Origin of the sequence: Aquitalea pelogenes (genome assembly GCF_001515305.1) — a bacterium.
Classification (GTDB): Bacteria; Pseudomonadota; Gammaproteobacteria; order Burkholderiales; family Chromobacteriaceae; genus Aquitalea; species Aquitalea pelogenes.
In genome coordinates, this window is sequence record NZ_LNQV01000033.1 from 21522 (window position 1) to 47954 (window position 26433).

At 57.4% G+C, this 26433-nt stretch carries 22 protein-coding genes and 1 pseudogene; 16 read left to right on the forward strand and 7 right to left on the reverse strand.

The genetic code is table 11. The features are described 5' to 3' along the window. Positions 1-75: 75 nt before the first annotated feature. Complete coding sequence (locus tag AWT75_RS14210; RefSeq protein ID WP_045848607.1) at positions 76-390, reverse strand: DUF3579 domain-containing protein; 315 nt, start codon at positions 388-390, stop codon at positions 76-78. Between the two features lie 129 nt (positions 391-519). Further along, on the reverse strand, positions 520-2646 hold the full coding sequence (dinG, locus tag AWT75_RS14215) for an ATP-dependent DNA helicase DinG (RefSeq protein WP_062789754.1): 2127 nt from the start codon (positions 2644-2646) through the stop codon (positions 520-522). A 262-nt stretch (positions 2647-2908) separates the two neighbouring features. On the opposite strand from dinG, the gene AWT75_RS14220 reads away from it, so the two are divergent. From AWT75_RS14220 to AWT75_RS14235, 4 genes are all read left to right on the forward strand, one after another. After that, positions 2909-4867, forward strand: a complete 1959-nt coding sequence (locus AWT75_RS14220; RefSeq protein WP_045848609.1) for an aminotransferase class I/II-fold pyridoxal phosphate-dependent enzyme — start codon at positions 2909-2911, stop codon at positions 4865-4867. Positions 4868-5058: 191 nt separating this feature from the next. Beyond that, positions 5059-5982, forward strand: a complete 924-nt coding sequence (argF, locus tag AWT75_RS14225; protein ID WP_045848610.1) for an ornithine carbamoyltransferase — start codon at positions 5059-5061, stop codon at positions 5980-5982. Between the two features lie 44 nt (positions 5983-6026). Next, on the forward strand, positions 6027-7253 hold the full coding sequence (locus AWT75_RS14230; RefSeq protein WP_045848611.1) for an argininosuccinate synthase: 1227 nt from the start codon (positions 6027-6029) through the stop codon (positions 7251-7253). A gap of 206 nt (positions 7254-7459) precedes the next feature. After that, positions 7460-7633: a DUF2788 domain-containing protein gene (locus tag AWT75_RS14235; protein ID WP_233160942.1), complete on the forward strand. Its 174-nt coding sequence runs from the start codon at positions 7460-7462 to the stop codon at positions 7631-7633. A gap of 82 nt (positions 7634-7715) precedes the next feature. Here the strand turns inward: AWT75_RS14235 and AWT75_RS14240 are convergent, their stop codons facing one another. After that, positions 7716-8354, reverse strand: coding sequence for a LysE family translocator (locus AWT75_RS14240; protein ID WP_062789756.1), 639 nt, complete (start codon positions 8352-8354; stop codon positions 7716-7718). A gap of 193 nt (positions 8355-8547) precedes the next feature. On the opposite strand from AWT75_RS14240, the gene AWT75_RS14245 reads away from it, so the two are divergent. The 3 genes from AWT75_RS14245 to AWT75_RS14255 all read left to right on the forward strand — a co-directional run bounded on the left by AWT75_RS14245 (position 8548) and on the right by AWT75_RS14255 (position 12736). Then, positions 8548-9048 carry a YajQ family cyclic di-GMP-binding protein gene (locus AWT75_RS14245; RefSeq protein ID WP_045848614.1) on the forward strand — a complete coding sequence of 167 codons (501 nt, stop codon included), beginning with the start codon at positions 8548-8550 and terminating at the stop codon, positions 9046-9048. Between the two features lie 116 nt (positions 9049-9164). Beyond that, positions 9165-10766, forward strand: a complete 1602-nt coding sequence (locus AWT75_RS14250; protein ID WP_062789758.1) for an NAD(P)/FAD-dependent oxidoreductase — start codon at positions 9165-9167, stop codon at positions 10764-10766. A gap of 347 nt (positions 10767-11113) precedes the next feature. Further along, positions 11114-12736, forward strand: coding sequence for a methyl-accepting chemotaxis protein (locus tag AWT75_RS14255; protein ID WP_082696112.1), 1623 nt, complete (start codon positions 11114-11116; stop codon positions 12734-12736). An 80-nt stretch (positions 12737-12816) separates the two neighbouring features. On the opposite strand, the gene AWT75_RS14260 is transcribed toward AWT75_RS14255, so the two are convergent. Beyond that, the gene (locus AWT75_RS14260) at positions 12817-14304 is read right to left on the reverse strand and encodes an aldehyde dehydrogenase (RefSeq protein ID WP_062789762.1); all 1488 of its coding nucleotides are present in this window, start codon (positions 14302-14304) and stop codon (positions 12817-12819) included. 59 nt (positions 14305-14363) lie between these two features. Next, positions 14364-14978 carry a cupin domain-containing protein gene (locus AWT75_RS14265; protein ID WP_231588940.1) on the reverse strand — a complete coding sequence of 205 codons (615 nt, stop codon included), beginning with the start codon at positions 14976-14978 and terminating at the stop codon, positions 14364-14366. Between the two features lie 400 nt (positions 14979-15378). Between AWT75_RS14265 and AWT75_RS14270 the strand changes: the two genes are divergently transcribed. The 9 genes from AWT75_RS14270 to AWT75_RS14310 all read left to right on the forward strand — a co-directional run bounded on the left by AWT75_RS14270 (position 15379) and on the right by AWT75_RS14310 (position 24777). Then, positions 15379-16134 carry a gamma-glutamyl-gamma-aminobutyrate hydrolase family protein gene (locus tag AWT75_RS14270; protein WP_062789764.1) on the forward strand — a complete coding sequence of 252 codons (756 nt, stop codon included), beginning with the start codon at positions 15379-15381 and terminating at the stop codon, positions 16132-16134. 53 nt (positions 16135-16187) lie between these two features. Next, positions 16188-17519: a glutamine synthetase family protein gene (locus tag AWT75_RS14275; RefSeq protein ID WP_045848620.1), complete on the forward strand. Its 1332-nt coding sequence runs from the start codon at positions 16188-16190 to the stop codon at positions 17517-17519. A gap of 224 nt (positions 17520-17743) precedes the next feature. After that, positions 17744-19123, forward strand: a complete 1380-nt coding sequence (locus tag AWT75_RS14280) for an aspartate aminotransferase family protein (RefSeq protein ID WP_045848621.1) — start codon at positions 17744-17746, stop codon at positions 19121-19123. 314 nt (positions 19124-19437) lie between these two features. Further along, entirely contained in the window at positions 19438-20295 is an 858-nt protein-coding gene (gene motA / locus AWT75_RS14285) for a flagellar motor stator protein MotA (protein ID WP_045848622.1), read from the forward strand. 18 nt (positions 20296-20313) lie between these two features. Continuing rightward, positions 20314-21216, forward strand: a complete 903-nt coding sequence (motB, locus tag AWT75_RS14290; RefSeq protein ID WP_062789766.1) for a flagellar motor protein MotB — start codon at positions 20314-20316, stop codon at positions 21214-21216. 6 nt (positions 21217-21222) lie between these two features. Beyond that, positions 21223-21969 (forward strand): class I SAM-dependent methyltransferase, encoded by a 747-nt coding sequence (locus tag AWT75_RS14295; RefSeq protein WP_062789768.1) that lies wholly within the window; start codon positions 21223-21225, stop codon positions 21967-21969. Then, positions 21956-23278, forward strand: coding sequence for an HDOD domain-containing protein (locus AWT75_RS14300; RefSeq protein ID WP_045848625.1), 1323 nt, complete (start codon positions 21956-21958; stop codon positions 23276-23278). Before AWT75_RS14295 ends, AWT75_RS14300 begins: the two co-directional genes overlap by 14 nt. A gap of 3 nt (positions 23279-23281) precedes the next feature. Then, positions 23282-24085, forward strand: a complete 804-nt coding sequence (locus AWT75_RS14305) for a TrmH family RNA methyltransferase (protein WP_062789770.1) — start codon at positions 23282-23284, stop codon at positions 24083-24085. Further along, complete coding sequence (locus AWT75_RS14310; protein ID WP_062789772.1) at positions 24079-24777, forward strand: N-acetylmuramoyl-L-alanine amidase family protein; 699 nt, start codon at positions 24079-24081, stop codon at positions 24775-24777. Before AWT75_RS14305 ends, AWT75_RS14310 begins: the two co-directional genes overlap by 7 nt. Before the next feature lie 39 nt (positions 24778-24816). Here the strand turns inward: AWT75_RS14310 and AWT75_RS14315 are convergent, their stop codons facing one another. Both AWT75_RS14315 and AWT75_RS14320 read right to left on the reverse strand, forming a co-directional pair. Continuing rightward, positions 24817-25191 (reverse strand): lysozyme inhibitor LprI family protein, encoded by a 375-nt coding sequence (locus AWT75_RS14315; protein ID WP_045848627.1) that lies wholly within the window; start codon positions 25189-25191, stop codon positions 24817-24819. A 54-nt stretch (positions 25192-25245) separates the two neighbouring features. After that, positions 25246-26433, reverse strand: a pseudogene (locus AWT75_RS14320) (multifunctional CCA addition/repair protein); the annotation flags it as partial.

Here is a 26433-nt window from a genome sequence, read left to right on the forward strand (position 1 = left end):
GTTTAACCACAAAATGTGACGGTGATGTTGCAGTAATGATGCAGATCAAGCCTCGCCAAACCGGATTTGTTGTATTTATGCCAAAAACTTGTTGGGGTAGATCTCGTCGATCAGTGTTCGACAATCGACAATGCGCAAATCATTGTCCTTGGCGAAATCCATCAGAAACTGGAAGACCTGCGGATCGATCTTCTGCAGCTTCTTGTCGACGGCAACGCAACGCACACCTTCCAGCAGCATGGGGCGGACGAAGGCGTGGTAGGAAAGTTTCTGATCGCCACCGAAAGAGGCCAGGATGCCAGCCAGACGTTCTGCCCAGTCGCTGGGGCGGAAGGTGCGGCCTTCGGAGGTGAGTCCCTGGATGACTACTTCATATGGATTGCAAATCATGGTGATTAACCGGAGTGTGCTCTTTAAGGTGTGGTCTCTAGTATTTATCTATAGCAAAGACAGTGTTGTTGTATTGGACTGTCTTTGTGGCAAGGCAATAGCGGGTTTACCCGCAATTTTACCTGAAAATCAGATGCGCTTGAATGGCGGTAACGAGGACAACAGCTTTTTTCCGTAACTTTGTTTCACCAGCCGATTGTCCAGAATGGTGACACGGCCATAGTCGCGCTCGGTGCGGATCAGGCGCCCAACGGCCTGGATCAGCTTGATGGATGCTTCGGGAACAGTGAGTTCGACAAAGGGATTGCCGCCGCGCTTCTCTATCCAGCGTGACAGTGTCTTGCCAACCGGGTCGTCCGGCATGGCAAATGGCAGTTTGGCAATGATGACGTGGACACAGCTTTCCCCGGGCAAATCCAGCCCCTCGGAGAAAGAGTCCAGCCCGAAGATGACGCTGGCCTGGCTATTCTTGAGACGGGTATGGTGGGTTTCCAGCAGCACGGATTTGGGAATCTCGCCCTGAATCAGCAACTGGCTGCGCAGGCTCTCCGGCAAGGCAGCTGCCACATCCTGCATCTGCTTGCGTGAAGAGAACAGTACCAGCGTACCGACGGCTTCTGCGGTATCAATCAGCTTGGGCAACCATTCGACGATTTCCCTGGTATGGCCTTGCGGGTCCTTGGGGCTGGTCAGCATGGGTGGCAGGTAGAGTTCACCCTGCTCGGTGAAGTTGAAGGGCGAGTCCAGTGCCACGCAAGTCACTTGTGGCAGCCATTTCAGGCCGGTTTGCCCAAGCAGCAGGTCAAAGGCACCAAGCGAGCGCAGGGTGGCCGAGGTGAGTATGGCTCCGGCGGCTCGACGCCACAAGGTGGCTGCCAGGCTGGCCGCTGCGCTGACGGGGGATGCGGAGAATATGTAGTCTCCCTTGCCCTCAATGCGACGGGTGATCCACTTGGCAATGGGCGGTGCGCTTTCTTCTGTTTCCTTTTCAAACAGATCCCACACGGCCATCAGCTGTTCGGCACGGCCGTTGAGAAAACCGATATCGGCGGCGGCTTTGTCAATTTGCGTGGTATCGCTGCCTTTTTCCTTGCGCGCTTCGGTCAGTGCATCATTCAGTGCGGCCAGGTGCTTGAAGATGGCGCGGGCGGCCATGGCCATATTGCTTGCCGGCTGTTGCAGACGTTCCGGCAACTGGCCGTCTTCCATCAGCCAGGTGGGTTCCATGTTTTCACTGTTCGCGCTGAGGGCTTCCTCCCCGCTAAGCAACCACAACCATTCATTCAGCGTTTCCATGCAAGCGCTGGCAGCATCCATGGCTTGTGCGGTGATTTCCACCTTGCCGGTCAGTGTTTCCACCCTTGCGGCAGTGGGGGCTACCTTGTCCAGCCAGCCCATGGCCTGGGCCAGCGAGTGTTCGGCCGAGAACTGGTTGATGGCCTTTTTGGCCAGATGGTGCGCCTCGTCAATGCAGTAGTAGCTGTCTTCCGGCGCAGGCAGGATGACGCCGCCGCCCATGGAGACATCGGCCAGCATCAGGTCGTGGTTGGCGACGATGACGTCTACGGTTTCCAGCGTGTCGCGTGCCAGATAGAACGGGCATTCCGGCCGGTTGGGGCAGGCGGCTTTCAGGCAGCCGTGTCGGTCGTTGGTGACCCGACTCCACAAGCCGTCCTCGATCACTTCTTTCCAGGTGTCGCGGTCGCCGTTCCAGCGCCGGTAGTAGAACTCATCGGCCATGCTGCGCAGGGCTTCTATTTCTCCCGCTTGCGGCTTGCGGTCCCATAAGGCCAGCATCGGGTCCGGGGCCAGCAGCTGGCCTTGGGCATTTTCAGCGGTCAGGGCGTAGATGCGCTGCGGGCACAGATAACGGCCACGGCCCTTGGCCAGCGCGAAGGTGAGCGGCAGGCCGCTGTTTTCCACTACGAAGGGCAGGTCGCGGTTAACCAGCTGCTCTTGCAGGGCGACGGTGGCGCTGGTGACGACCAGTTTTTTGCCGCGCGACCTAGCCATCACGCCACCGGCCAGCAGGTAGGCCAGGCTTTTGCCAACACCGGTCGGCCCTTCGATCACCGCGATGCTTTCACCCTCGCGGTTGGGATAAGCATCGCCTTGCTTTTCCAGGCTGCGGGACAGGGCGTTGGCAATCTCGGCCAGCATGCGCCGTTGTGCCGCGCGCGGGCGGAAGCCCGGCAGGTTGTCGGCAATGGTGCGGTAGTGGTCGCGAATGGCGTCTTTTTCGGCATCGGTCAGCATGGCGGGATTGTACCGCAAGCTGAGGCTGATTTAGCGGCTAAAGCGTCATGGATTTTCGTTTGTGCGCAAATGGTGCTTTGCAAAATGACGACGCACTCAGCTTGTGGATACGATAGCCAAATTCATCAAGCGTGATCAGCAACGGCACAAGCTTCGCGTGAAAGCGGTTGGCTTGTGACAAGAATTGACTGAGACGTTTTGCGTACGCATGGACAGACAAATAACAAGTACGCAGTGTTCTGCACACAGGAGAAATGAGTTGATGACACCCGTTAGCCGCGTTCTGGTGGTAAGCGATGATGCAAAGTGGCAGTCCGACGTTCTGGCCGGGCTGGGTGCCGTGGCCGTGCGGCTGGAAAATCCTTATGGCCTCACCTTTATTGGCGCCTCCCGTCTGAAGGAGGCAATGGACATCATCCGGCGTGATGGTGATATCCAGGCCGTGCTGGTGGACAAGCAGTTGCAAGAGAAGGGCCTGAATCAGGCGGCGGTGACGCTGGCCAACCAGATCAGTGATTTTCGCCCGGAATTATCCTTGTATGTATTGCTGATGGATGATGACGAGCGCGTGCTGGTGGAGAATCTGGCCAGTCACGCGGTGGATGGCTATTTCTACCGCGACGAAACCGACTACAACGGCTGGTTCCGTATCCTCACTGCCGAACTGGCGGAAAAGTCTGCCACGCCGTTTTACGACAAGCTCAAGCAGTATGTGCGCATGGCCAAGGATTCCTGGCACACGCCTGGCCACGCGGGTGGCGATTCGCTCAAAGGCAGCCCGTGGGTGGGGGATTTTTATGATTTTGTCGGCGAGAACATGCTGCGCGCCGACTTGTCGGTCTCGGTACCGATGCTGGATTCGCTGCTGCACCCTACCGGGGTGATTGCCGAGTCGCAAAAGCTGGCCGCCAAAGCCTTTGGCGCACGCAAGACCTATTTTGCTACCAATGGCACCTCAACTTCCAACAAGGTGATCTTCCAGACCTTGCTGGCACCCGGTGACAAGCTGCTGCTGGACCGAAACTGCCATAAATCCGTGCATCACGGGGTGATTCTGTCCGGCGCCTTGCCGGTGTATCTGGATTCTTCCATCAACAAGCAGTACGGCATTTTCGGTCCGGTACCCAAGGCCACCATTTTTGCCGCCATCGAAGCCAACCCGGATGCGAGGGTGCTGATTCTGACCTCCTGCACCTATGATGGCCTGCGTTATGACCTGGTGCCCATCATCGAAGCTGCACACGAGAAAGGCATCAAGGTGATCGTGGATGAAGCCTGGTACGGTTTTGCCCGTTTCCACCCGGCGTTCCGCCCCACGGCACTGGAGTCCGGTGCCGACTATGTCACGCAAAGCACCCACAAGATTCTGTCCGCCTTCTCGCAGGCCAGCATGATTCACGTGAATGACCCCGGATTTGACGAGCATCTGTTCCGGGAGAATTTCAATATGCATACCTCCACCAGTCCGCAATACAACCTGATTGCCAGCCTGGACGTGGCACGCAAGCAGGCGGTGACCGAGGGCTACCGGCTGCTGGACCGCACGCTGAAGCTGGCGGAAGAGCTGCGCGACAAGATCAACTCCACCGCGGCTTTCCGCGTGCTGGAGCTGGAAGACCTGCTGCCAGAGGAGATGCGCGAGGACGGCATCCGGCTGGACCCGACCAAGCTGACCGTGGATATCAGCCAGTCCGGCTTTACCACCGACGAGCTGCAGCATGAATTGTTCGAGCGATACAACATTCAGGTGGAGAAATCCACCTTCAGCACCATCACCCTGTTGCTGACCATGGGTACCACGCGCAGCAAGGTATCACGGCTGTATGATGCGCTGCTGCGTCTGGCCAAGGAGAAACGCGCACCGCGTGCTGTCGGGCGGATGCCGGAGATTCCGCGTTTTTCCCGCCTGGCCTGCCTGCCACGTGATGCATTTTACGAAGCCGGCGAGCGCCTGCCTTTGCTGGATGATGATGGTCGACCCAATGCCGCGCTCAATGGCCGGGTGTGTTGCGACCAGATCGTCCCTTACCCGCCTGGCATTCCCGTTCTGGTGCCGGGGCAGGTGATTGACGACAGTATCCTGTCTTATCTGGCACGTCTGCAAAAGACACAAAAAACCATAGAAATGCACGGACTCGCCGAAGATGGTGGAGAAATGTATGTCAGAGTGCTAAAAGATAGGGAGCTTTCGCATTTGCCTGACAGATTGTTGTTTGGCTGAGACCTTGTCAGAATGGTCAATTTCCGATAAATATAACAATTGTCGCAAATATATAAATCCAGTATCCAATTGATACGGTTTTGCGACACCAGTTAACTGACTTGAGACCTGCGTGTAGTAATGTGCCATTGCGCATGAAGACACACACCGTGTTCTATGCGCGATGGTCTTTTTTTTTGGAAATCTTACCCATGAAGCAAGTAGGACATTACCTGCAATTCAGCGACCTGAATCACGAGGAGTATCGTCACATCTTCGAGCGTGCCAAGGTTCTGAAGCGACGACACAGCGAAAAACAGCTGTATCAGCCGCTGGTAGGCCGCGTAATGTCCATGATCTTCGAAAAGAATTCCACGCGTACGCGGGTTTCCTTTGAAGCCGGCATGGCCCAGCTTGGCGGTCATGCGATGTTCCTGGACACCAAGACCTCCCAGCTGGGGCGCGGTGAACCGATTGAAGATACGGCACGGGTGCTGTCGCGCATGAGCGATATCATCATGATCCGTACCTTTGAGCAATCGCTGGTCGAACGTCTGGCTGCGCATTCCAAAGTGCCGGTCATCAATGGCCTGACCAATGAATACCACCCCTGTCAGATTCTGGCCGACATCTTTACCTTCATCGAGCATCGTGGCTCGATCAAGGGAAAGACCGTTGCCTGGATCGGCGATGGCAACAATGTATGCCGTACCTGGCTGCAGGCAGCCAAGATTCTTGGCTTCAAGCTGAAGGTGGCAACCCCGGTAGGTTACGAGCTGACCGTGCTGGATGGCGAACACTACGGCCCGGAACACTTCGAGCCCAGCCACAGTGCCGTCAAGGCCGTGGAAGGTGCCGATCTGGTTACCACCGACGTGTTCACCAGCATGGGCTACGAGGCCGAAAGTGCCACCCGTCTGGAAGCATTTGCCAGCTATCAGGTAAATGCCGAACTGATGAAGCATGCCAAGCCGGACGCATTGTTCATGCACTGCCTGCCTGCCCATCGCGGCGAGGAAGTGACCGCCGAAGTCATCGACGGCCCGCAGAGCGTGGTATGGGACGAGGCGGAAAACCGCATGCACGCCCAGAAAGCCCTGATCGAATATCTGCTGCTTGGTCATCAGTACGACTGAACCGGCAGGACAACCCACTAGATTCGCTGGAAAGAAAACGCATCATGTCTGACATCAAAAAAGTAGTGCTGGCCTACTCCGGTGGCCTGGATACCTCCGTCATCCTGAAATGGCTGCAAGACACCTACCACTGTGAAGTGGTCACTTTCACCGCCGATATCGGCCAGGGTGAAGAGGTGGAGCCGGCCCGCAAGAAAGCCATTGCGCTGGGTATCAAGCCGGAAAACATCTTTATCGAAGACCTGCGCGAAGAGTTCGTGCGCGATTACGTTTACCCGATGTTCCGTGCCAACGCCATCTACGAAGGCGAGTACTTGCTGGGCACTTCCATCGCCCGTCCGCTGATCTCCAAGCGCCAGATCGAAATCGCCAATGCCGTGGGCGGCGATGCGGTATCGCACGGTGCCACCGGCAAGGGTAACGACCAGGTGCGTTTCGAGCTGGGTTACTACGCTCTGAAACCGGACGTCAAGGTGATTGCGCCGTGGCGCGAATGGGACCTGCTGTCCCGTGAAAAGCTGCTGGCCTATGCTGAAAAGCACGGCATCGACATCAGCAAGAAAAAGAACGGTGGCAGCCCGTACTCCATGGATGCCAACCTGCTGCACATCTCCTACGAAGGCACCGTGCTGGAAAACCCGGCTGCCGAGCCGGAAGAAGATATGTGGCTGTGGACGGTCAGCCCGGAGAATGCCCCGGACCAGGCCGAATACATCGAGCTGAGCTACGAAAAGGGTGACATCACCGCCATCAACGGTGTGGCCATGACCCCGGCACAGGTGCTGACCGAGCTGAACCGCCTGGGCGGCAAGCATGGTATCGGTCGTCTGGACATCGTGGAAAACCGTTACGTCGGCATGAAGTCCCGTGGCTGCTACGAAACCCCGGGCGGCACCATCATGCTGAAGGCACACCGCGCCATCGAATCCATCACGCTGGACCGCGAAGTGGCCCACCTGAAGGATGAGCTGATGCCGAAGTACGCCAAGCTGATTTACACCGGCTACTGGTGGAGCCCGGAGCGTCAGATGCTGCAAGGCCTGATCGACGCTTCGCAAGCCACTGTAAACGGCTGGGTACGCCTGAAGCTGTACAAGGGCAATGTCATCGTTGTTGGTCGAGAATCCAAGACCGATTCGCTGTTCGACCCGAACATCGCCACCTTCGACGAAGACGGTGGCGCATACAACCACGCCGATGCGGCCGGCTTCATCCGCCTCAATGCCCTGCGCATGCGGATTGCCGCCAACGCCAAACTCAAGCGCGGCTGATTGGCCCCGTGAACAAAACCGCCTTCGGGCGGTTTTTTATTTGGTGCAGTAGCCGAACGGCGGAAAAGTTGAGAGCCGGATCAATGCGGCGTATCGTAACGACTTTGTTTGTCTGACTGGCAGATGTCACGACAAATCATGTGAGCCCACCACTGCATTCATCAAGGAACATCAGGGTGTCTGAAGAGCAATTTACCGATATTTCCATGGCCGTGTGCCTGACCGGCCTCATCATTTTCATGGGCTTCATCATCTGGGATCTGGGCAAGAAGTCCCAGGCGGGCAAGATGGGTACCGCCATCCTGTTTCTGGTGCTGGGCTTTGGCGTGGTGGGCTTTATCTTCAAGAACGTGCTGGTGGAGTTTCTGGTGCTCAAGTAAGACAGAGCGGCAGCACCAGGATAAAACGGTTGGCATGTGCCAACCCGTTTTGCATCTGGATCAAATAAGCCGACAGGCAGTTTCAGCGCTGCGGTGACAGGATCAGGCGCAAGCCCAGTGCGATGAAAATACTGCCGGCAATGCGGTCCAGCCACTGGCTGGCCTTGGGGGTACGGGTCAGCCAGCTGCCAATGGCACCGGCAAAATAACCCAGGCTGCCAAACAGCAAGGCTGCTTGTGCTGTGAAGATCAGCCCCAGAATGGCAGTTTGCCAGCCACTATGGCCCTGTGCCGGATTGACGAATTGCGGCAGGAAAGCCAGGAAGAACAACACCACCTTGGGGTTGATGGCATTGGCGATCAGGCCCTTGCGAAAGTGGGCAGACAGCGGCGTGTCATCAACCGAACCCTTGTCGGCCTTCAGGCTGCTGCCCCGGCTGCGGATGGCTTGCCAACCCAGATAAACCAGGTAGGCACCACCAGCAAATTTCAGCAGGCCAAAGGCCGTGGGCGAGGCGGCAATCAGGGCGCTCACGCCCAGTGCGGCCAGCAGGGTGTGGGTGATACAGCCCAGCGCGCAGCCCAGACCAAATGCCATGCCCTGACGACGGCCCTTGGCAATGCCCAGGCTCAGTACCATCAGGTTGTCCGGTCCGGGGGAGAGGGTGATCAGCATGGCGGCGGCCGTGAAAGCCGCCAGTTGTTCGGGGGTGACGATCATGATTGCTTGCCTGCGCGGGTTAAAACAGCATGATTGAAGATTTGCGCTCAAACGACAAGCGGAATGTGCCAGTGTCATGCCTTGCGAGTGCGGACAGGCAAGATGCTGTCGATATCAAGGGGCGGCGGGTGACAAGGCGGCATACAGTCTCTAAAATTGCGCCATTGAGCTATTCAGCCTTACAGGATCTCCCATGCCGTCTTTTGATATTGTTTCCGAAGTCAATAAAGTAGAAGTGCGCAACGCCGTTGAGCAAGCCAACAAGGAAGTGTCCACCCGCTACGATTTCAAGGGCAGCGATTCCCGCATCGAGCAGACCGACAAGGACATCACCCTGTATGCCGACGCGGAATTCCAGCTGGATCAGGTCAACGACATCCTGGTCAACAAATTGTCCAAGCGTGGCGTTGACGTGCGCAGCCTGGAGTATGGCAAGCTGGAGAAGGTCAGTGGCAACAAGGTCAAGAAAGTGCTGACCGTGAAGGAAGGCCTGGAAACCGAGATGGCCAAGAAGATCGTCAAGATCATCAAGGATGCCAAACTGAAAGTGCAGGCCAGCATCCAGGGTGAGGCAGTACGTGTGTCCGGTGCCAAGCGCGACCTGCTGCAAGAATGCATTGCCCTGCTGCGCAAGGAAATTGCCGACGACAAGGAAAATGGCGTACCGCTGCAGTTCAACAACTTCCGCGACTAAGCCTGTTTTCCTTATATGCAGAACCGGCCCACTGTGGCCGGTTTTGCTTTTGCAGGGCGTCCCTCCTACAATACGGCCCTTGTTGAATAGACAGCAACCTGAGTATTGGAATCAGCATGTTACGCATTACCGAATTGAAACTGCCGCTGGATCACAGCGAGGCAGAACTCTCCGATGCCATCGTGGCCTTCCTGGGCATCAAGCCGGCCGACCTGAAAAGCTACACCGTATTCAAGCGCAGCTACGATGCGCGCCGTGGTGTGATGAGCCTGGCCTACATCATCGACATGGAAGTGGAAGGCGAGGCCAGGTTGCTCGCCCGCTTCAAGGGTAATGCCCATGTGCTGCCCACGCCGGATACCAGCTATCACTTTGTCACCCAGGCACCGGCCACGCTGCAGAAGCGTCCGCTGGTGGTGGGCTTCGGCCCCTGTGGCCTGCTGGCTGCGCTGGTACTGGCCCAGATGGGTTTCAAGCCCATCGTGCTGGAGCGCGGCAAGAAAGTGCGTGAGCGTACCAAGGATACCTGGGGCCTGTGGCGCAAGAATGTGCTGAACCCGGAATCCAACGTGCAGTTTGGTGAAGGCGGAGCCGGTACTTTCTCGGACGGCAAGCTGTACAGCCAGATCAAGGACCCGCGCCATCTGGGCCGCAAGGTGCTCACCGAGTTCGTCAAGGCCGGCGCGCCGGAAGAAATCCTGTTTATCGCCAAGCCGCACATCGGTACTTTCCGCCTGGTGAGCATGGTGGAAAAAATGCGGGCGGAAATCGAAGCGCTGGGTGGTGAAATCCGCTTCCAGCAGCGTGTCACCGACCTGCACATCGACAACGGCCACATTCGCGGTGTGACGCTGGCCGATGGCAGCCAGATCGAGGCGGATCATGTCATTCTGGCGCTGGGGCACAGTGCGCGCGATACCTTCGAGATGCTGCACCAGCGTGGCGTGTTCATGGAAGCCAAACCGTTCTCGGTCGGTTTCCGCATCGAGCACCCGCAAACCATGATCGACAAGGCGCGCTGGGGCAAATATGCCGGGCACCCCATTCTGGGTGCTGCCGACTACAAGCTGGTGCATCACGCCAGCAATGGCCGTGCGGTATACAGCTTCTGTATGTGCCCGGGTGGTCAGGTGGTGGCAGCCACTTCGGAAGAGGGGCGCGTGGTCACCAATGGCATGAGCCAGTATTCCCGTGCCGAGCGCAATGCCAACTCTGGCATGGTGGTGAGTATCAACCCGGAAGACTATCCGGGTGGTGCGCTGGCTGGCATTGCCTTCCAGCGCGCGCTGGAAAGCCACGCCTATGTGCTGGGTGGCAGCACCTACGAAGCACCTGCCCAACTAGTGGGGGACTTCCTGGCTGGACGTGCCTCCACGGCGGTGGGCTCGGTCGAGCCTTCCTATCAGCCTGGCGTGCACTGGACCGACCTGTCCACCGCGCTGCCGGATTTCGCCATTGCGGCCATGCGCGAAGCCCTGCCCGAGTTTGGCAAGAAAATCCGTGGTTACGACATGCACGATGCAGTGCTGACCGGGGTGGAAACTCGCACCAGCTCGCCACTGCGCATCACGCGTGGTGAGGATTTGCAAAGCCTGAACGTGAAGGGGCTGTATCCGGCCGGTGAGGGCGCTGGCTACGCCGGTGGCATTTTGTCTGCCGGTGTGGATGGCATCCGCGTGGCCGAGGCGGTGGCATTGAATATGGCAGCGCAAGCCTGATGATGTGTCCCATGTGCTGACAGGCAGCCTGCTTCACGCGTGCTGGCTGTCTGGCCGGGTAATGGTTTTACAGTAATCAATCAATACCGATGTTGTTGCCGGGCGCTTCTGAGGAAGCGCCTTTTTTATTGAAATTTTGAATTTTTATTTATTAATTGCTACGGCTGGCAAAGGGAGTGTGTGTGTAATGAAAATGCGATGATGAAACTGTCTTAGTTGACGTCCTATTATTTTGCAGATATTTCAACCTGTACTAAAGGCCGATTCGCGGTTATTTGGTAATGCTTGTAGCTGATGATGAGAGTGCTATAAGCAAGATATTTCCCGCCAAATGACTGGGGTGTGTGATGAAACTTTCATCAAGATTGTTAATGTCCATTCTGGTATCAGTATTGACCATGTTGATTCTGGTTGTGATGGCAATCAGTTTTGAAAAAATGGCAGATCGCAGACTGGATGATGCCTTGAATAATCTGCTGCCATCAGTCAGGGATTTGAATAGTGCCGTTGATGCATTTGTAGAAATGCGGACCGATGCCAACAAGTCATTATTGGTCGATTCTGCCGATGAGCGTAAAAAGCTGCTGCAAATGTTTCAGGCGGCAGCAGTGCTGCTGAAGCAGGCGTTAGATCGATATGAAAGCAATAATCTGTATGATCAGCAAGACAAGGAACTGCTTTTAAAGGATAAGAGCGCTTTTGAATACTACAATAAAGTGGCGCTGTCGGCACTTGCTATGGAGTCGACCGGGACCGGGCGTAGCATTGCTCTTGCGCAATTTTTGAATGGGGATGTCAAGATGGCGGCTGAGGCATTCATGCGCGCTATTCGTGAGCATATTGCCTACAACATGAAAATTGCAGAGAAGATTCAACGTGAGGATGCATCCGCTTCGGCCCGCAATGTGCTTATACTCTCTTCCGTTGCCGGAATTTCTTTTCTGATATTGTCGCTTGTATATTTAAATGTTTACCGGGCTATCGCTGGTGGCCTGGCTGAAATGAAATCCGTTATTCACCAGTTGAACAAGGATAAAAACCTTACCGTGCGTCATGTGCGAAAGGGTAGGGATGAAGTCAGTGATGTGCTGAATACCGTGAATGCACTGATTGAGAATCTGCATCATAACTTTGGCGAAATGCAGACCAGTGCTCGCGCCGTGATGGTGTCTTCCAGGGATTTCAGTCAGTCAGCCAAGGAGGTGGCCCTGGCTTCCAGCCAGCAGAGTGAAGCGTCTGCCAGTATGGCCGCATCGATCGAACAAATGACGGTTGCGGTGAACCATATTGCCGAACGAACAACCCATGCCCGCAACCTCGCGCATGAAGCCGGAACGCTGGCACATCAGGGCTCGGCCACCATCAGCCAGACCATTCAGGATATCCGTGAAATTTCCCAGGCAGTGGAGAAGTCGGGTGCCAGTATCCGCGAGCTGGAAAACTATAGCAGTACAGTGAATACCGTGGTGCTGGTGATCAAGGATATTGCTGACCAGACCAATCTGCTGGCCTTGAATGCCGCAATTGAGGCTGCCCGGGCCGGAGAGTTGGGACGGGGATTCGCGGTGGTGGCGGATGAAGTACGCAAGCTGGCAGAACGTACTTCGGTTTCCACGCAGGAAATCGCACAAACCATTCATGCCATGCGAGATAAATCCAGCCAGGCCACCGAGCAAATGAAAGTTGCCGAAACGTTGGCGCGTCTGGGCGTATCCAGGGCCGATGATGCGGATCAGGCAATCAACAAGATTGGTGATGCGACGGTCAGTACCGTCAAAATGGTGGAGGAAATGGCGATTTCCATTGCCGAGCAGGGGCAGTCGGCCAACAGTATTGCCCATCGCATCGAGCAGGTGGTGCAAATGGCAGAAGCATCTTCCGCCAGTGCGGCAGATGCTGCACGTAATGCGAGTCAATTGCTGACGCTGGCGGAGCGGCAAATCGGCATCATTCAGCAGTACATCTTGTAAATCTGTCGAGAGTACTTGCAGCAAAACGGGCCTTCGCCATCACTGGCAAAGGCCCGCAGGCTTATGGCAAGCAGAAAGATTTACAGCTTGATCAGGGTGCTCTTCAGTTCGGTGTACTTTTCCAGCGCGTGCAGCGATTTGTCGCGACCATTACCCGATTGCTTGAAGCCGCCGAAGGGGAAGTTCATGTCGCCACCTTCGTCATAGCAGTTCACCCATACCGTACCGGCACGCAGGCGACGCGAAACCTGGTGTGCGGTGCTGACATTGGAAGTCCATACCGCAGCGGCCAGGCCGTACTCGGTGTCATTGGCAATGCGGACAGCTTCGTCGATGGTATCGAAAGTGATGACGGACAATACCGGCCCGAAGATTTCCTCGCGGCAGGTGGTCATGTCCGGGCGCTGGCAATCAAAGGCCGTCGGTTCGATGAACAAGCCCTTGTCGGTGTGGGCTGCCTTGCCGCCACAAATCAGGCCGGCACCTTCGCTGATGCCCTTGTCGACGTAGGACAGCACCTTGTCGTACTGGATCTTGTCCACAATGGCACCCATGCTGGTGGCCGGGTCCAGCGGATCGCCCGGATACCAGCCTTCGGCAGCCTTCTTGAATTCAGCCAGGAATTGTTCCTTCACCTTGCTGTGCACCAGCACGCGTGAACCGGCGGTGCACATTTCACCCATATTGAAGAAAATGCCACCGGCGGCAGTGCGGGCTGCCTTGGCGATGTCGGCGCAGTCTTCCAGCACGATATTGGGCGATTTGCCACCCAGCTCCAGCCATACGCGCTTGAGGTTGGACTGTGCGGCATAACCGGCAATCAGCTTGCCCACGCCAGTGGAGCCGGTGAATGCCAGGCAATCCACGTCCATGTGCAGGGCCAGCGCCTTGCCGACTTCACCGGCACCCGGCAATACCTGGAAAATGCCATCCGGAATACCGGCATCCTTGGCCAGCTGGGCCAGGCGAATGGCGGTGAGCGGAGACTTTTCCGACGGCTTGACGATGACGGCATTGCCGGCCGCCAGCGCAGGGCCGAATTTCCAGCTGGCCATCAGGATGGGGAAGTTCCACGGCACCACTGCAGCCACCACGCCAATGGCTTCACGGGTGACCAGGCCTACCAGTTTGGGGTCGACCGGTGCCACTTCGCCGCCAATCTTGTCGATGGCTTCAGCAAACCATTCCACGCAATACGCCGCACCCGGCACGTCCACCGTGGTGGAGTCGCCAATCGGCTTACCCATGTCCAGGGTTTCCAGCAGCGCCAGTTCGTCACCATGCTCGCGAATCAGTGCGGCAAAACGCTTGAGGATCTTGCCGCGTGCCAGCGGTGCCAGTTCGGACCATGCACCCGATTCAAAAGCAGCACGGGCTGCCTTGACCGCTGCATCCACTTCCGCTTCGCCACACCAGGCGATGTCGGCCAGCTTCTGACCGTTGGCCGGGTTGATGCAGTCAAAAGTCTTGCCATCGGCGGCGCTGGTGTACGCGCCGTTGATGAAAGCGCGGCCTTCGATATTGAGTTCGGCAGCAAACTGTTTCCACTGTGCATGGGTACGAGCCATTGGTGTTCTCCTGATGTTATATGCGGTGATCCCGGTTGCTCGTGACTGGCAACCGTCAATCAGAATGTGGGCGGCGAGCTGGCGCTGACGATTTCACAGATTTCCTTGCCGGCATTGCGAAAGCGGTGCGGCAGTTTGCTGTCGAAATAGTAAGAGTCGCCCGGGCCCAGGACACGGGTTTCATTGTTGACCGTGAGTTCAATCGAACCGGCAATGACAACACCACCTTCCTGACCCTCATGCGTCAGCATGTCAGGCCCTGTGTCGGCACCCGGTTCGTAATGTTCTTTCAGGATGGCAATGTCACGACGCTCGTGCGCAGTGCCAACCAGCAGCAATTTGATTTGATCATTGCCCAGATTGGGTAAATCCTTGGCCTGATAGAACACGCGTGGCTGTTGCGGCTCTACATCAAAGGTAAAGAATTCGGCCAGCGTCATGGGCATGCCTTCCAGCACTTTCTTCAAGGAACTGATCGACGGGCTGACGCGATTTTGCTCGATCAGCGAGATCGTGCCGTTTGTCACGCCTGCCCGTTTGGCAAGCTCGCGTTGCGAGAGTCCGAAGCGCTCTCTGACCACTCTCAATCGTGCTCCAACATCCATCTGGCGGTTTCCATCTATGTTAAGAATTTTAGACGTTCCATCATACGGGTTTTTGATCGTATCCTGCATCTGTTGTTGCGTCGCAAAATCAAATTATTTTGCAAGTTTTCGAGTTTATAGCCAGAATCGACCACATGAATCAAGTGCGCTGTGGATTTTTTTAAACATCTGCAACAGTATATTTGATCAAACCTTGGCTTGTTGCAAGAACCGTGGCATGCTGTTTCGTGCTGGTATCCTGCACGGTGACAACATACTTTCATCTGCCCAGTTGTTTCGGCCCTTCAGTGTGGTTTCGAGCCTGGCTGTTCAGATGCGGTATGAATAGCCAGGTGGGGTAAGGTGACGTGGTGGCGTAGCTGTTTCCGCTGTCACGACAGCCTTCCTTATGTATGTCAGTAGCAGGCGGTAAGGCAGTAACTGTCGGCATCCGCAAGGCGGACGCCTAAATCGAGTAAACGAGGTCCTTATGCAGCAACCGATCATCGGCATTCCGTGTGACGTCAAACTGGTTAGCGGTTTGCCATTTCACGCGGTTGGCGAGAAATACATTGCAGCTGCCGCAGGTGGCGTTGGTGGTATCCCTGTGCTGATTCCGGCGCTGGGTGAAGATGCACCACTGCGTGAATATCTCAAGTTTGTGGATGGCGTGCTGTTGCCAGGCTCGCTGTCCAATGTAGAGCCACATCGTTATGGCGGAGAAGCCAGCCGCCAGGGAACACTTCATGATCCGGCGCGTGACGCAACCACGCTGCCGTTCATCGACCTTCTTCTGCAAGAAGGCATCCCGCTTCTGGGTATTTGCCGCGGTTTCCAGGAAATCAATGTTGCACTGGGCGGCGAACTATTCCAGCACGTACAGGAAGAGCCAGGCTTCCGCGATCATCGCGAGCCGGATACTCAGAATCTGGATGAGATGTATGGTCTGGCACATGTCTTGCACCTGCAACCGGACAGCTTGCTCAAGAGCTGGCTGGGGAAGGATGAAGTCAAGGTGAACTCGCTGCACCAGCAAGGTATCAAACGTCTGGCCGACCGCCTGATTGCGGAAGGCGTGGCGGATGACGGGCTGGTGGAAGCATACCGGGTCAGGGATGCCAAAGGCTTTGCCTACGGCGCGCAGTGGCATCCGGAATGGAAGTACTGGGAAAACCCGGTGTCCATGGCCATTTTCAACGCGTTCGGTGACGCTTGCCGCGCGCGTCGTGCCAGCCGACAGGGCTGAGACGCACGTCATCCAGAGCCGGTTTACCGGCCACTATGGAAGTAGAGGAAAACATGAATCAAATCAATGATTGGCTGCGAGAACATCGCATCACGGAAGTCGAGTGTATTGTCCCGGACATGACCGGTGTGGCACGCGGCAAGATTGTTCCCAAAGACAAATTCGTCTCCGACCCGGAAATGCGTCTTCCGGAAGCGGTGCTGATCCAGACTGTGACCGGCGACTATCCGGACGACAGCATGCTGGACCTGACTGACCCGGACATGGTGCTGACACCGGATCCGAACTCCCTGCGCTTCGTGCCCTGGGCTGTGGACCCGACCGCCCAGCTGATCTACGACTGCTACCGCGCCGATGGCTCGCTGGTGGATGTGGCACCACGTAGCGTGCTCAAGCGCGTACTGGGCCTGTTTGACGAACTGGGCTTCGAACCGGTACTGGCACCGGAAATGGAGTTCTACCTGATGTCGCCGAACCCGGATCCGGACATTCCGCTGTCCGCCCCGATCGGCCGTACCGGTCGTGCCGAATTCGGCCGCCGTTCCTACTCCATCGACGCGGTGAACGAATTCGACCCGCTGTTCGAAGACATCTACGACTACTGCCATGCGCAGAATCTGGAAGTGGATACGCTGATTCATGAAATCGGCACCGCCCAGATGGAAATCAACTTCCTGCATGGCAATCCGCTGGATCTGGCCGACCAGGTATTCCTGTTCAAGCGTACCGTGCGCGAAGCGGCATTCCGCCACAATATGTACGCCACCTTCATGGCCAAGCCGATGGAAAACGAACCCGGCTCCGCCATGCACATGCACCAGAGCCTGATCGACAAGAACACCGGCAAGAACGTGTTCACCAATGAAGATGGCAGCCCGTCCGACATCTTCTTCCACTTCATCGGCGGCATGCAGCACTACATTCCGGAAGTGATGCCGTTCTTCGCGCCGTACGTGAACTCCTTCCGCCGTCTGAGTCCGTACACCGCAGCACCCACCAATGTGGAGTGGGGCTACGACAACCGTACCGTCGGCCTGCGTGTACCGCATTCTTCGCCGGCCGCCCGTCGCGTGGAAAACCGTGTGCCTGGCGTGGATGTGAACCCGTACATTGCCATGGCTGCCACCCTGGCCTGCGGCTATCTGGGCATTGTCAACAAGATCAAGCCGCGCGAGCCGATGTCCACCGATGCTTACGAGTTGCCTTTCCAGTTCCCGCATGGTGCTGAAGAGTCGCTCAAGCGTCTGGCCGCCTGCCCGGATATCCCTGAAGTGATGGGCCCGCACTTTGTGAAGATGTACCTGGGCATGAAGGAGAAGGAATTCTCCGAATACTTCCGCGTCATCAGCCCGTGGGAGCGCAAGTTCCTGCTGTTGCACGTATAAGAAGAAGCTTCAGGTGAGTGCTGCCGGTCATCGCTGGCCGGCAGCCGGCATCCGGAACACCCGATGTCAGGGTAGTGGCAGTTGCAACGGACTAGATGATTCCGCAGCCCGTAAAGCCGGGTTTGGCGTGGAAAGCGTCATGTTGCAGCCTGAGGCTGGCCGATTCCGGTCAGCCAAACAATAAGCCCCCAGAGGGCTGGAGAGATAGTAGAGAGGAAGCTTTTATGCAGAACCAACGTACTACGACCGAATGGCGCGAACTGGATGCAGCACACCATCTGCACCCGTTTACTGACACCAACTCGCTGAACCAGCAGGGTGCACGTGTCATCACCAAGGCAGAGGGTATCTTCCTGTACGACTCCGAAGGGAACAAGATTCTCGATGGCATGGCGGGCCTGTGGTGTGTCAATATCGGTTATGGCCGCAAGGATCTGCCGGAAGTAGCCAAGCAGCAGATGGAACAGCTGGCTTACTACAATACCTTCTTCAAGACCACGCATCCGGCGGTGGTGGAGCTGTCCCACCTGTTGTCCGAAGTGGCACCGGAAGGTTTCAAGCACGTTTTCTACACCAACTCCGGCTCTGAGTCCGTCGATACCATGATTCGCATGGTTCGCCGCTACTGGGATGTAAAGGGCAAGAAGGACAAGAAAACCCTGATCGGCCGCTGGAACGGCTATCACGGTTCCACCATCGGTGGTGCAAGCCTGGGTGGCATGACGTACATGCACGAGCAGGGCGATTTGCCGATTCCGGGCATCGTGCATGTTGAACAGCCGTGGTGGTACAAACATGGCAAGGACATGACGCCGGAAGAATTCGGCCTGGCCGCCGCCAAGTGGGTGGAAGACAAGATTCTGGAAGTGGGTGCCGACAAGGTAGCCGCTTTCGTGGGTGAGCCTATCCAGGGCGCGGGTGGCGTGATTGTGCCGCCGTCCACCTACTGGCCGGAAATCCAGCGTATCTGCCAGAAGTACGACATCCTGCTGGTGGCTGATGAAGTCATCTGTGGCTTTGGCCGTACCGGTGAATGGTTCGGTCAGCAGGTATTCGGCTTCAAGCCGGACATCTTCACCACCGCCAAGGGTCTGTCCTCCGGCTATCAGCCGATTGGCGCGGTATTCGTCAACGAGAAAGTGGCCACCACGCTGGCCGAAGGTGGTGACTTCAACCACGGCTTTACCTACTCCGGTCACCCGGTGGCGGCTGCTGTGGCACACGCCAACGTCAAGGCGCTGCGTGACGAAGGCATTGTCGATCGCGTCAAGAACGACACTGGCCCTTACATGCAAAAACGCTGGCGCGAAGTGTTCGGTCAGTTCGAGCATGTGGATGATGTGCGCGGTGTGGGTCTGATCCAGGCGTTTACCTTGGTCAAGAACAAGGCCACCCGTGAGCTGTTCCCCAACTTTGGTGAAATCGGCACCATGTGCCGCGATATCTTCTTCAAGAACAACCTGATCATGCGTGCCTGCGGCGACCATATCGTGTCCGCACCGCCGCTGGTGATCAGCAAGGAAGAAATCGACCAGATGCTGGAAACCGCCGCCAAGTGCATGGTGGAGTTCGAACAGCAACTGAAGGAACGCGGGCTGGTCTGATCCGCCGGCAGTGTTCCATCCTCATGCAGGCTACCCACGGGTAGCCTGCATTTTTATTTGCAGCAGGCATGGCAAGATGGCAGCGAGGCATAATCAGCGCTACAAAAGATAAAGACGGGCGCGCTGCAAGCAAGGCATGCCATGCTATTATTCGTGCTGTCATGGCCTTGTCAGGTGCTTGGCTGCTGGTGTGGCTGACAAGGAAAGCAGGCTCACGGGCCTGATGTCTGTGCCGGTAGTGGCGGGGATGCCTGAGTCGGACAGCACGTGACGGAAAATCGAATCGCGATAATCACAATTACAGGATCAAACCAATGTTTGTCGGAATCGGCTACCTTCTTCTCCTCGGCTGCGTGCTGGGGGGCTTTGTCGCAGCAGGGGGTCATCTGGGGGCGCTGATGCAGCCTCTGGAAGTGGTGATGATTGCCGGTGCAGCGGCCGGCGCTTTTGTGGTCGCCAATGGTGGTGCTCCCATGAAAGCCACCATCAAGGCCCTGCCTACCGTGTTCAAAGGCTCACCCTACAACAAGGCCTTTTACATGGAGCTGTTCACCTTGCTGTTTGAAATCCTGTCCAAGGTGCGCAAGGAAGGCCTGATGTCGGTCGAGGCTGATGTGGAGAATCCGGAAGCCAGCCCGGTTTTCTCCAAATATCCGGCGGTGCTGCATGATCACCATGTGGTCGAGTTCATTTGTGACTATTTGCGTCTGATGGTGGGCGGCAACCTGAACGCCTTCGAAATCGAAAACCTGATGGATGTGGAAATCGAAACCCATCATCACGAAGGTGAAGTGCCGATCAGTGCCGTGAAGGGCCTGGCCGACGGCTTGCCGGCTTTCGGTATCGTGGCCGCGGTGATGGGTGTGGTGCATACCATGGAGTCGGTAGGCGCACCGCCATCCGAGCTTGGCATGCTGATTGCCCACGCGCTGGTGGGTACCTTCCTCGGTATTTTGCTGGCTTACGGCTTTGTGGCTCCGCTGGCCACCATTCTGGAACACAAGCTGGGTGATGGCACCCGTGTATTCCAGACTATCAAGGTGACCCTGCTGGCCAGCCTGAATGGCTACGCGCCTCAGGTTGCCGTGGAATTTGGCCGCAAGGTGCTGACTTCGACCGATCGTCCTTCCTTCAAGGAACTGGAAGACCACGTCAAGCAAGCCAAAAAATAAGCGAAACAGGGTTGGATCATGGCTGACGAATCGCAACGCCCCATTATTGTCAAACGTATCAAAAAAGGCGGGCACGGCCATCATGGCGGTGCCTGGAAGATTGCCTATGCCGACTTCGTGACGGCGATGATGGCGTTCTTCCTGCTGATGTGGCTGCTTGGTTCTGCTTCGCAAGGCACGCTCAATGGCATTGCCGAATACTTCAAGACGCCCTTGAAAGTAGCCATGTCCGGTGGCGATGGTGCCGGTGATGCCACCTCGGTGGTGAAGGGCGGTGGTAACGACCTGACCAAGAAGGCCGGTCAGGTCAACAAGAGCAGCAAGGAGCAGGAGCGCAAGGTACTGGAAAAGCAGGCGCTGGATAATCTGCAGCAGAAAATCCAGTCCAGTGTCGAGCAAAGCCAGGTGCTGAAGGACTACAAGAACCAGATGAAGCTGGAAATGACGCCGGAAGGGCTGAAAATCCAGATTGTCGACGAGCAGAACCGTCCGATGTTTGATTCGGGCAGTTCGCGCATGTTGCCGCATACCCGTGTACTGCTGCAGCAACTGGCCCAGCAGCTGAACCAGCTTCCCAACCGCATCAGCATTTCCGGCCATACTGACGCCACGCCTTTTGGCAATGGACAGAATGGTTACAGCAACTGGGAGTTGTCGGCTGATCGTGCCAATACCGCGCGACGTGAGCTGGTGGCTGGTGGCCTGCAGGACGACAAGGTGATGCGCGTGGTGGGTGTGGCTGCGGCCAATCCGCTGATCAAGAGCAATGTCTTCAGCCCGGAAAACCGGCGCATCACCATTGTGGTGCTCAACAAGGATGCCGAGCAGGCCATCCAGAACGACGGGGTGAAGCCGCCGCTGAATCAGGAACCCATCGGTCCGATCGGCCCGGTGGAAGCCGCCCCGGCCAAGGCAGAATAAGTCCGCATGCGCCTGGGCTTGTTGCGCCATGTGCTGCTGCAATTGCTGGCGGCTTTGCTGGCCTGGTTCTTTGTCGCACCGGTGGTACAGCCGCAGGCCTGGGCCATCTTGCAGGCGATGTTTGCCGTGTTACTGGCTTATGTCTGGCGCTTGCCGGGCTGGCAGAAGTTTGCGCATGGCCTGTTTGTGCCTGCGGTGGTTCTGTTGCAGCAACTGGGTTTGCCTGCCTGGGTTTATCTGTCCGGCCTGCTGTTGACTCTGGCACTGGGACGCAACGCCCTTACCGAGCGGGTACCGCTGTATCGCTCAGCCCACGAGGTTGCAGAAAAGCTGGCTGCTTATCTGCCGCAGGATGCCCGGGTGCTGGAGGCCGGTTGTGGAGATGGCCGCCTGGCCATGCAACTGGCGGTGCTGCGTCCCGATCTGCACATCCTGGCACTGGAAAATGCCTGGGGCAGCTGGTTGATGGCGTGGTTGCGCTGGCATCTTGCCCGTCGTCCGGCCAGGCTTGAGTTCGGCTGCCGCAGTTTCTGGAAGGAGCACTGGGGGAGGCACGATGTGGTTTATGCCTTTTTGTCTCCTGCACCCATGCCGCGTGTTTGGCAAAAATTCCTGACCGAAGGTGCGCCCGCCAGCGTGCTGGTGAGCAATACCTTCACGGTTCCCGATGTCCAACCTGATAGCCGGATTCCGCTTGGCGGACCGCTGCAGAAAGAATTGCTGATCTGGTGCCACCCTCATGGATCTCGCTAACTGGTTTCAGTCCATCTCCGAACGACGCTGGCCGATTCTGCCTGGCACGCTGGAAGGTGTCAGGGACGCCTGCGCCCGTAACAACGATCTGATCAGTTTTACTGATCTGGCCAATCTGTGCCTGTCCGACCCGCTGCTGCTGTTTGATCTGCTGCGGGTGGTGGGCGGTTCGCGTGCCTTGCAGCGCAATGAATCCATTCCTTCTGTCGAGCAGACCCTGATGTTGATGGGGCTGGAGGCGGTGGTGGGGCGTTTTGGCAAACTGACTGCCATGCACATCATTCCGGACAAGCTGGATGCCGAAGTGGTGGAGGCGGTGGAAGACTGGCTGGGCCGAAGCAGGGTGGCAGCGCTCATCATCAAGGAATGGCTGTCCATTTCCGGCGAACACAAGGTGGAAGACTGCTTTGTCGCTGCGCTGATCTACAACCTGCCTGCCTGTCTGTACCTGATTTATCGCAACCAGTTGCCGGACAAGCCCTTGCTGCAAGAAGTGGCCGACCATTTCGAGACAGACTATTCCAAGTTGCTGGAGCAGTTTGTGCGTGCCGTCCCGCTGCCTGTCGGCCTGCTGACCTTGCTGGGTGGTGGAGCGCCAAGCAAGCGCAAGCAATTGCTCAAGCTGGCGGTGGCCACGGCCAATACCCTGGAGCAGGGCTGGTGGCGCGGGCCGTGGAATGTCGGTCTGGACGTGGTAGGCAAGCTGATCGGTATCAGCCAGCAGCAGGTCTATCTGGGGGTGGTCCAGGCCTGCCTGACGGTTGCGCGTCAACCGCGGGCACCGGCGTATACCTACCCGGCGCGGGCCTTGCTGTTCATCGAAGGCGAATACAAGCGGCCTGAAATGAAGAAGGCCGTGGCGCTGACCAGCCCGGACCAACTGGAGCAAGGCATCCGCGAATCGATCCGGCATCTGTCGAACGACCTCAAGTTCGAACGCGTGCTGTACTATCGCTACGATCACGACAGCCACAGCCTGCGCCTCAAATACCAGGTGGGTCTGGCTGAGGGCCATGCCCTGCGCAAGCTGGCGGTAGAGCTGGAGCCGGGCACCTTCTTTACCTTGCTCACCAGCAAGGCACAAAGCTTCCACGCACCGGAGAGTGTGCGAAACCAACTGGTACGCAAATACCAGGATGACTTTTTCGATCATATCGGTGATAGCGAATTCGCCATCATGAGTCTGTACCTTGGCCATCGTCTGGTCGGGGTGTTCTATGTGGACAATGGCCGCAGCGGACGCGTGATTGACGACACCAGCTACCACCGCTTCAAGGAACTGGTGGCCCGGCTGACGCCGCACCATTGATGCATGTTGTACACCGTTAAAACCATAAGCTCGCCCCATAACGACGAAATCAAGCAGCTGACCCGGCTGGTGCAAAACAGCCGGGAGCGGCGCAAGCAGGGTGTGATGGTGCTCGAAGGCATCCATCTGACTGCGGCGGCGCTGGATGCAGGGCAGCCACCGCAGCGCCTGTACCTGAATGAAACAGCCAGCGCCCACCCCGAAGTACAAGCCTTGCTTACCCGTATGCCTGCCGCTGTCACCGTCATCATGCTGCCTGAAAGCATCATGGCCAAAGTGAGTGCACTGGCCAGCCCGCCCGAACTGCTGGCACTGTGCCAGCGTCCGTGTCCGCCCCTGCCTGCGCCGGATGCCGCGCGCGTGGTGCTGGAGGACATCCAGGACCCGGGCAATCTGGGCACCATCCTGCGTTGTGCTGCCGCTTCCGGCGTGCGTGAGGTGCTGTTGTCCAAGGGCTGTGTCGATGTTTACTCGCCCAAGGTGTTACGTGCCGGCATGGGTGCCCATTTTGTGCTGCACATTCACGAACAGGTGGATCTGGCAGCGTCGCTGACACAATTTTCCGGTCGCAAGCTGGTGACTTATCTGGAAGGGAGCTGTTCGCTGTATAGCCAGGATCTGACCGGCCCGGTGGCGCTGGTATTCGGCAATGAAGGTGCGGGTGTCAGCCCGGCCTTGCTGGCCTTGGCCGATGCCCGGGTTCGTATTCCGATGCCGGGGCATGCCGAATCCTTGAACGTGGCGATGGCGGCGACTGTCTGCCTGTTCGAGCGGGTAAGACAGCAAGAAGCGGTAAAACCATGCTGAAATCCTGGCTTGCCATCTGTCTGGGTGCTGCACTCGCTGTGCCGGCCACGGCTGCCGCGCTGCAATCGGTGGCGGTGGATATCGGTCATTCCCTGCAGGCACCGGGTGCGCGCAGCGCCAGTGGTCAGACCGAGTTCAGCTTCAACCGGCGCGCCGGTTTGCTGCTGGCCGGCATGCTGCGTGAGCAAGGTGTGGATGTGGCGGTGATCGGCGAGCAGGGCAATATCAGGCAATTGACCGAACGCACCCAGCTGGCGCAAGGACGGCAATTATTGCTTTCGGTACACCACGATTCGGTCCAGCCGCAGTATTTGCCGGAAGCAGGGCGTTTTCAGGGCTATTCCCTGTTTGTGTCACGCAAGAACCCGTTTGCTGAAACAAGCCTGGCCTGTGCCCGCCAGATTGCCTTGTCCCTGCAAGAGGCGGGTGAACGACCCACCTTGCATCACGCCGAACCAATTGCCGGTGAGAATCGCCCACTGGCCGATGCCGCTTTGGGCATTTACTGGTTTGATGACCTGGTGGTGCTCAAGACCGCCAGCCAGCCCGCTGTGCTGATTGAACACGGTGTGATTGTGAATCCACAGGAAGAAGTCCGCCTGGCATCGCCCCTTGTGGCTAGCCGTATGGCGCGTGCCATTGCAGCCGGTGCCTTGCGTTGTCCGCTGGCAGAGGCAAACAAAAAGCCCTGATGCGCCAGGGCAGCAGGGCTGGTGTGGAGCGGCACAGGCTTATTGCAGCTTGCTGTTCATGCAGCCGGCGCTCTTGCACTCGCGCTTGCGATCATTGATGAACTGCAGGCGATCAATGGTGGTGCGGGTGGCGCAATCCAGATTGACAAAGAAGCCACGCGAATCGCTGTAGCTACAGTCGGCATTGCGCTGGCGAATCCAGTTCAGCTGTCCGGCCTTCAGCAGCTTCTTGCCATCCGCATCCAGTTGCTTGGCCAATTCCCCATAACTTTCGTTCAGATCTTTGTCTGCCTGGCTGTACACCTTGTTCAGACAGTACAGGCCGTCAAAATCGTTCTTGGGTTTGTCACAGGCAGAATTGGCCAGTGCACTGGCGCTCAATGCCAGCAGAATCAGGCTGAGCAAGGATTTCATATGGGTTCTCCTGGGCTGGGAAGATGCGAGGATGCACAGTTTAGCACATCGGCATCATCGGGCTGTCGCTGCTGGCAAGTCCTGGCGTGCTTGGGTGATGGCGGCAATACGCGCCTTCTCTACCATGGCCGGTATCTGGCGCGGGTCGTCACAACTGCGGGCAATGGTTCCGGCGTCCACTTCCAGTGCGGCTTGCAGCAAATGCTCCATCCACTCCACTTGGGGATAAGCGCAGTCTTCAAAATGCAGGCGGCCGCGGGCATCGGCCAGCACGGCACACAGCATCTGGCGGAAACGTTCCGGTCGGCGTAGCGCGTCGCAGTCCTTGAACAGGCGCAAGATGGTGGCGGGCTTCATTTCAGCCGTGCAGTGAATCTTGGTGTGATTGAGCACGGTGATGCGTGCCAGATCACGGCATTCCGCCGGTACACGCAGCCGTACGCACAGTGCCAGCAAGGGTTTTTCACCACGCTGCTCATGGCCGATATGGCGCGGCAGCACATCGGCCGGTGTCAGCGCCTTGCCCAGGTCGTGGGTCAGGGCGGCAAACCGCACCGCCAGTGGCTGCTGCATGCTGGCTGCCATGTCGATGACACGCATCACATGATCGCCGGTGTCGATTTCCGGGTGGTAGTCTGCTCGCTGCGGCACGCCGAACAAAGCATCGATTTCCGGCAGGATGCGTTGCAGGGCACCGCACTCGCGCAACACCAGAAAGAAGCGCGATGGTTTGTCTTCCATCAGTGCCTTTGCCATTTCCTGCCATACCCGTTCGGCCACCAGCGCATCGACCTCACCGGCTGCCACCATATTGCGCATCAGCAGCAGGGTTTCATCCGCCACGGCAAAGCCGAAGCGGGCAGCAAAGCGGGCCAGGCGCAAAATACGCACCGGGTCTTCGGCAAAGGCCGGGCTGACATGACGCAACAGGCCGGCCTTAAGGTCCTGCTGGCCGTGATACGGGTCAATCAGCTGACCTTGCTCGTCTTCGGCAATGGCATTGATGGTGAGGTCGCGCCGCGCCAGGTCCTGCTCCAGCGTCACGCTTTCATCGGCATGAAAGGCAAAGCCGTGATAGCCCTTGCCGGTTTTGCGCTCGGTGCGTGCCAGTGCGTATTCTTCGTGACTGCGCGGATGCAGGAAAACTGGGAAGTCCTTGCCACCGGTTGTAGCCCTGTTTGAGCATGGCTTCCACGCTGGCCCTACCACCCACCCACGTCACCGGTCCTTTACCCGCAGTCC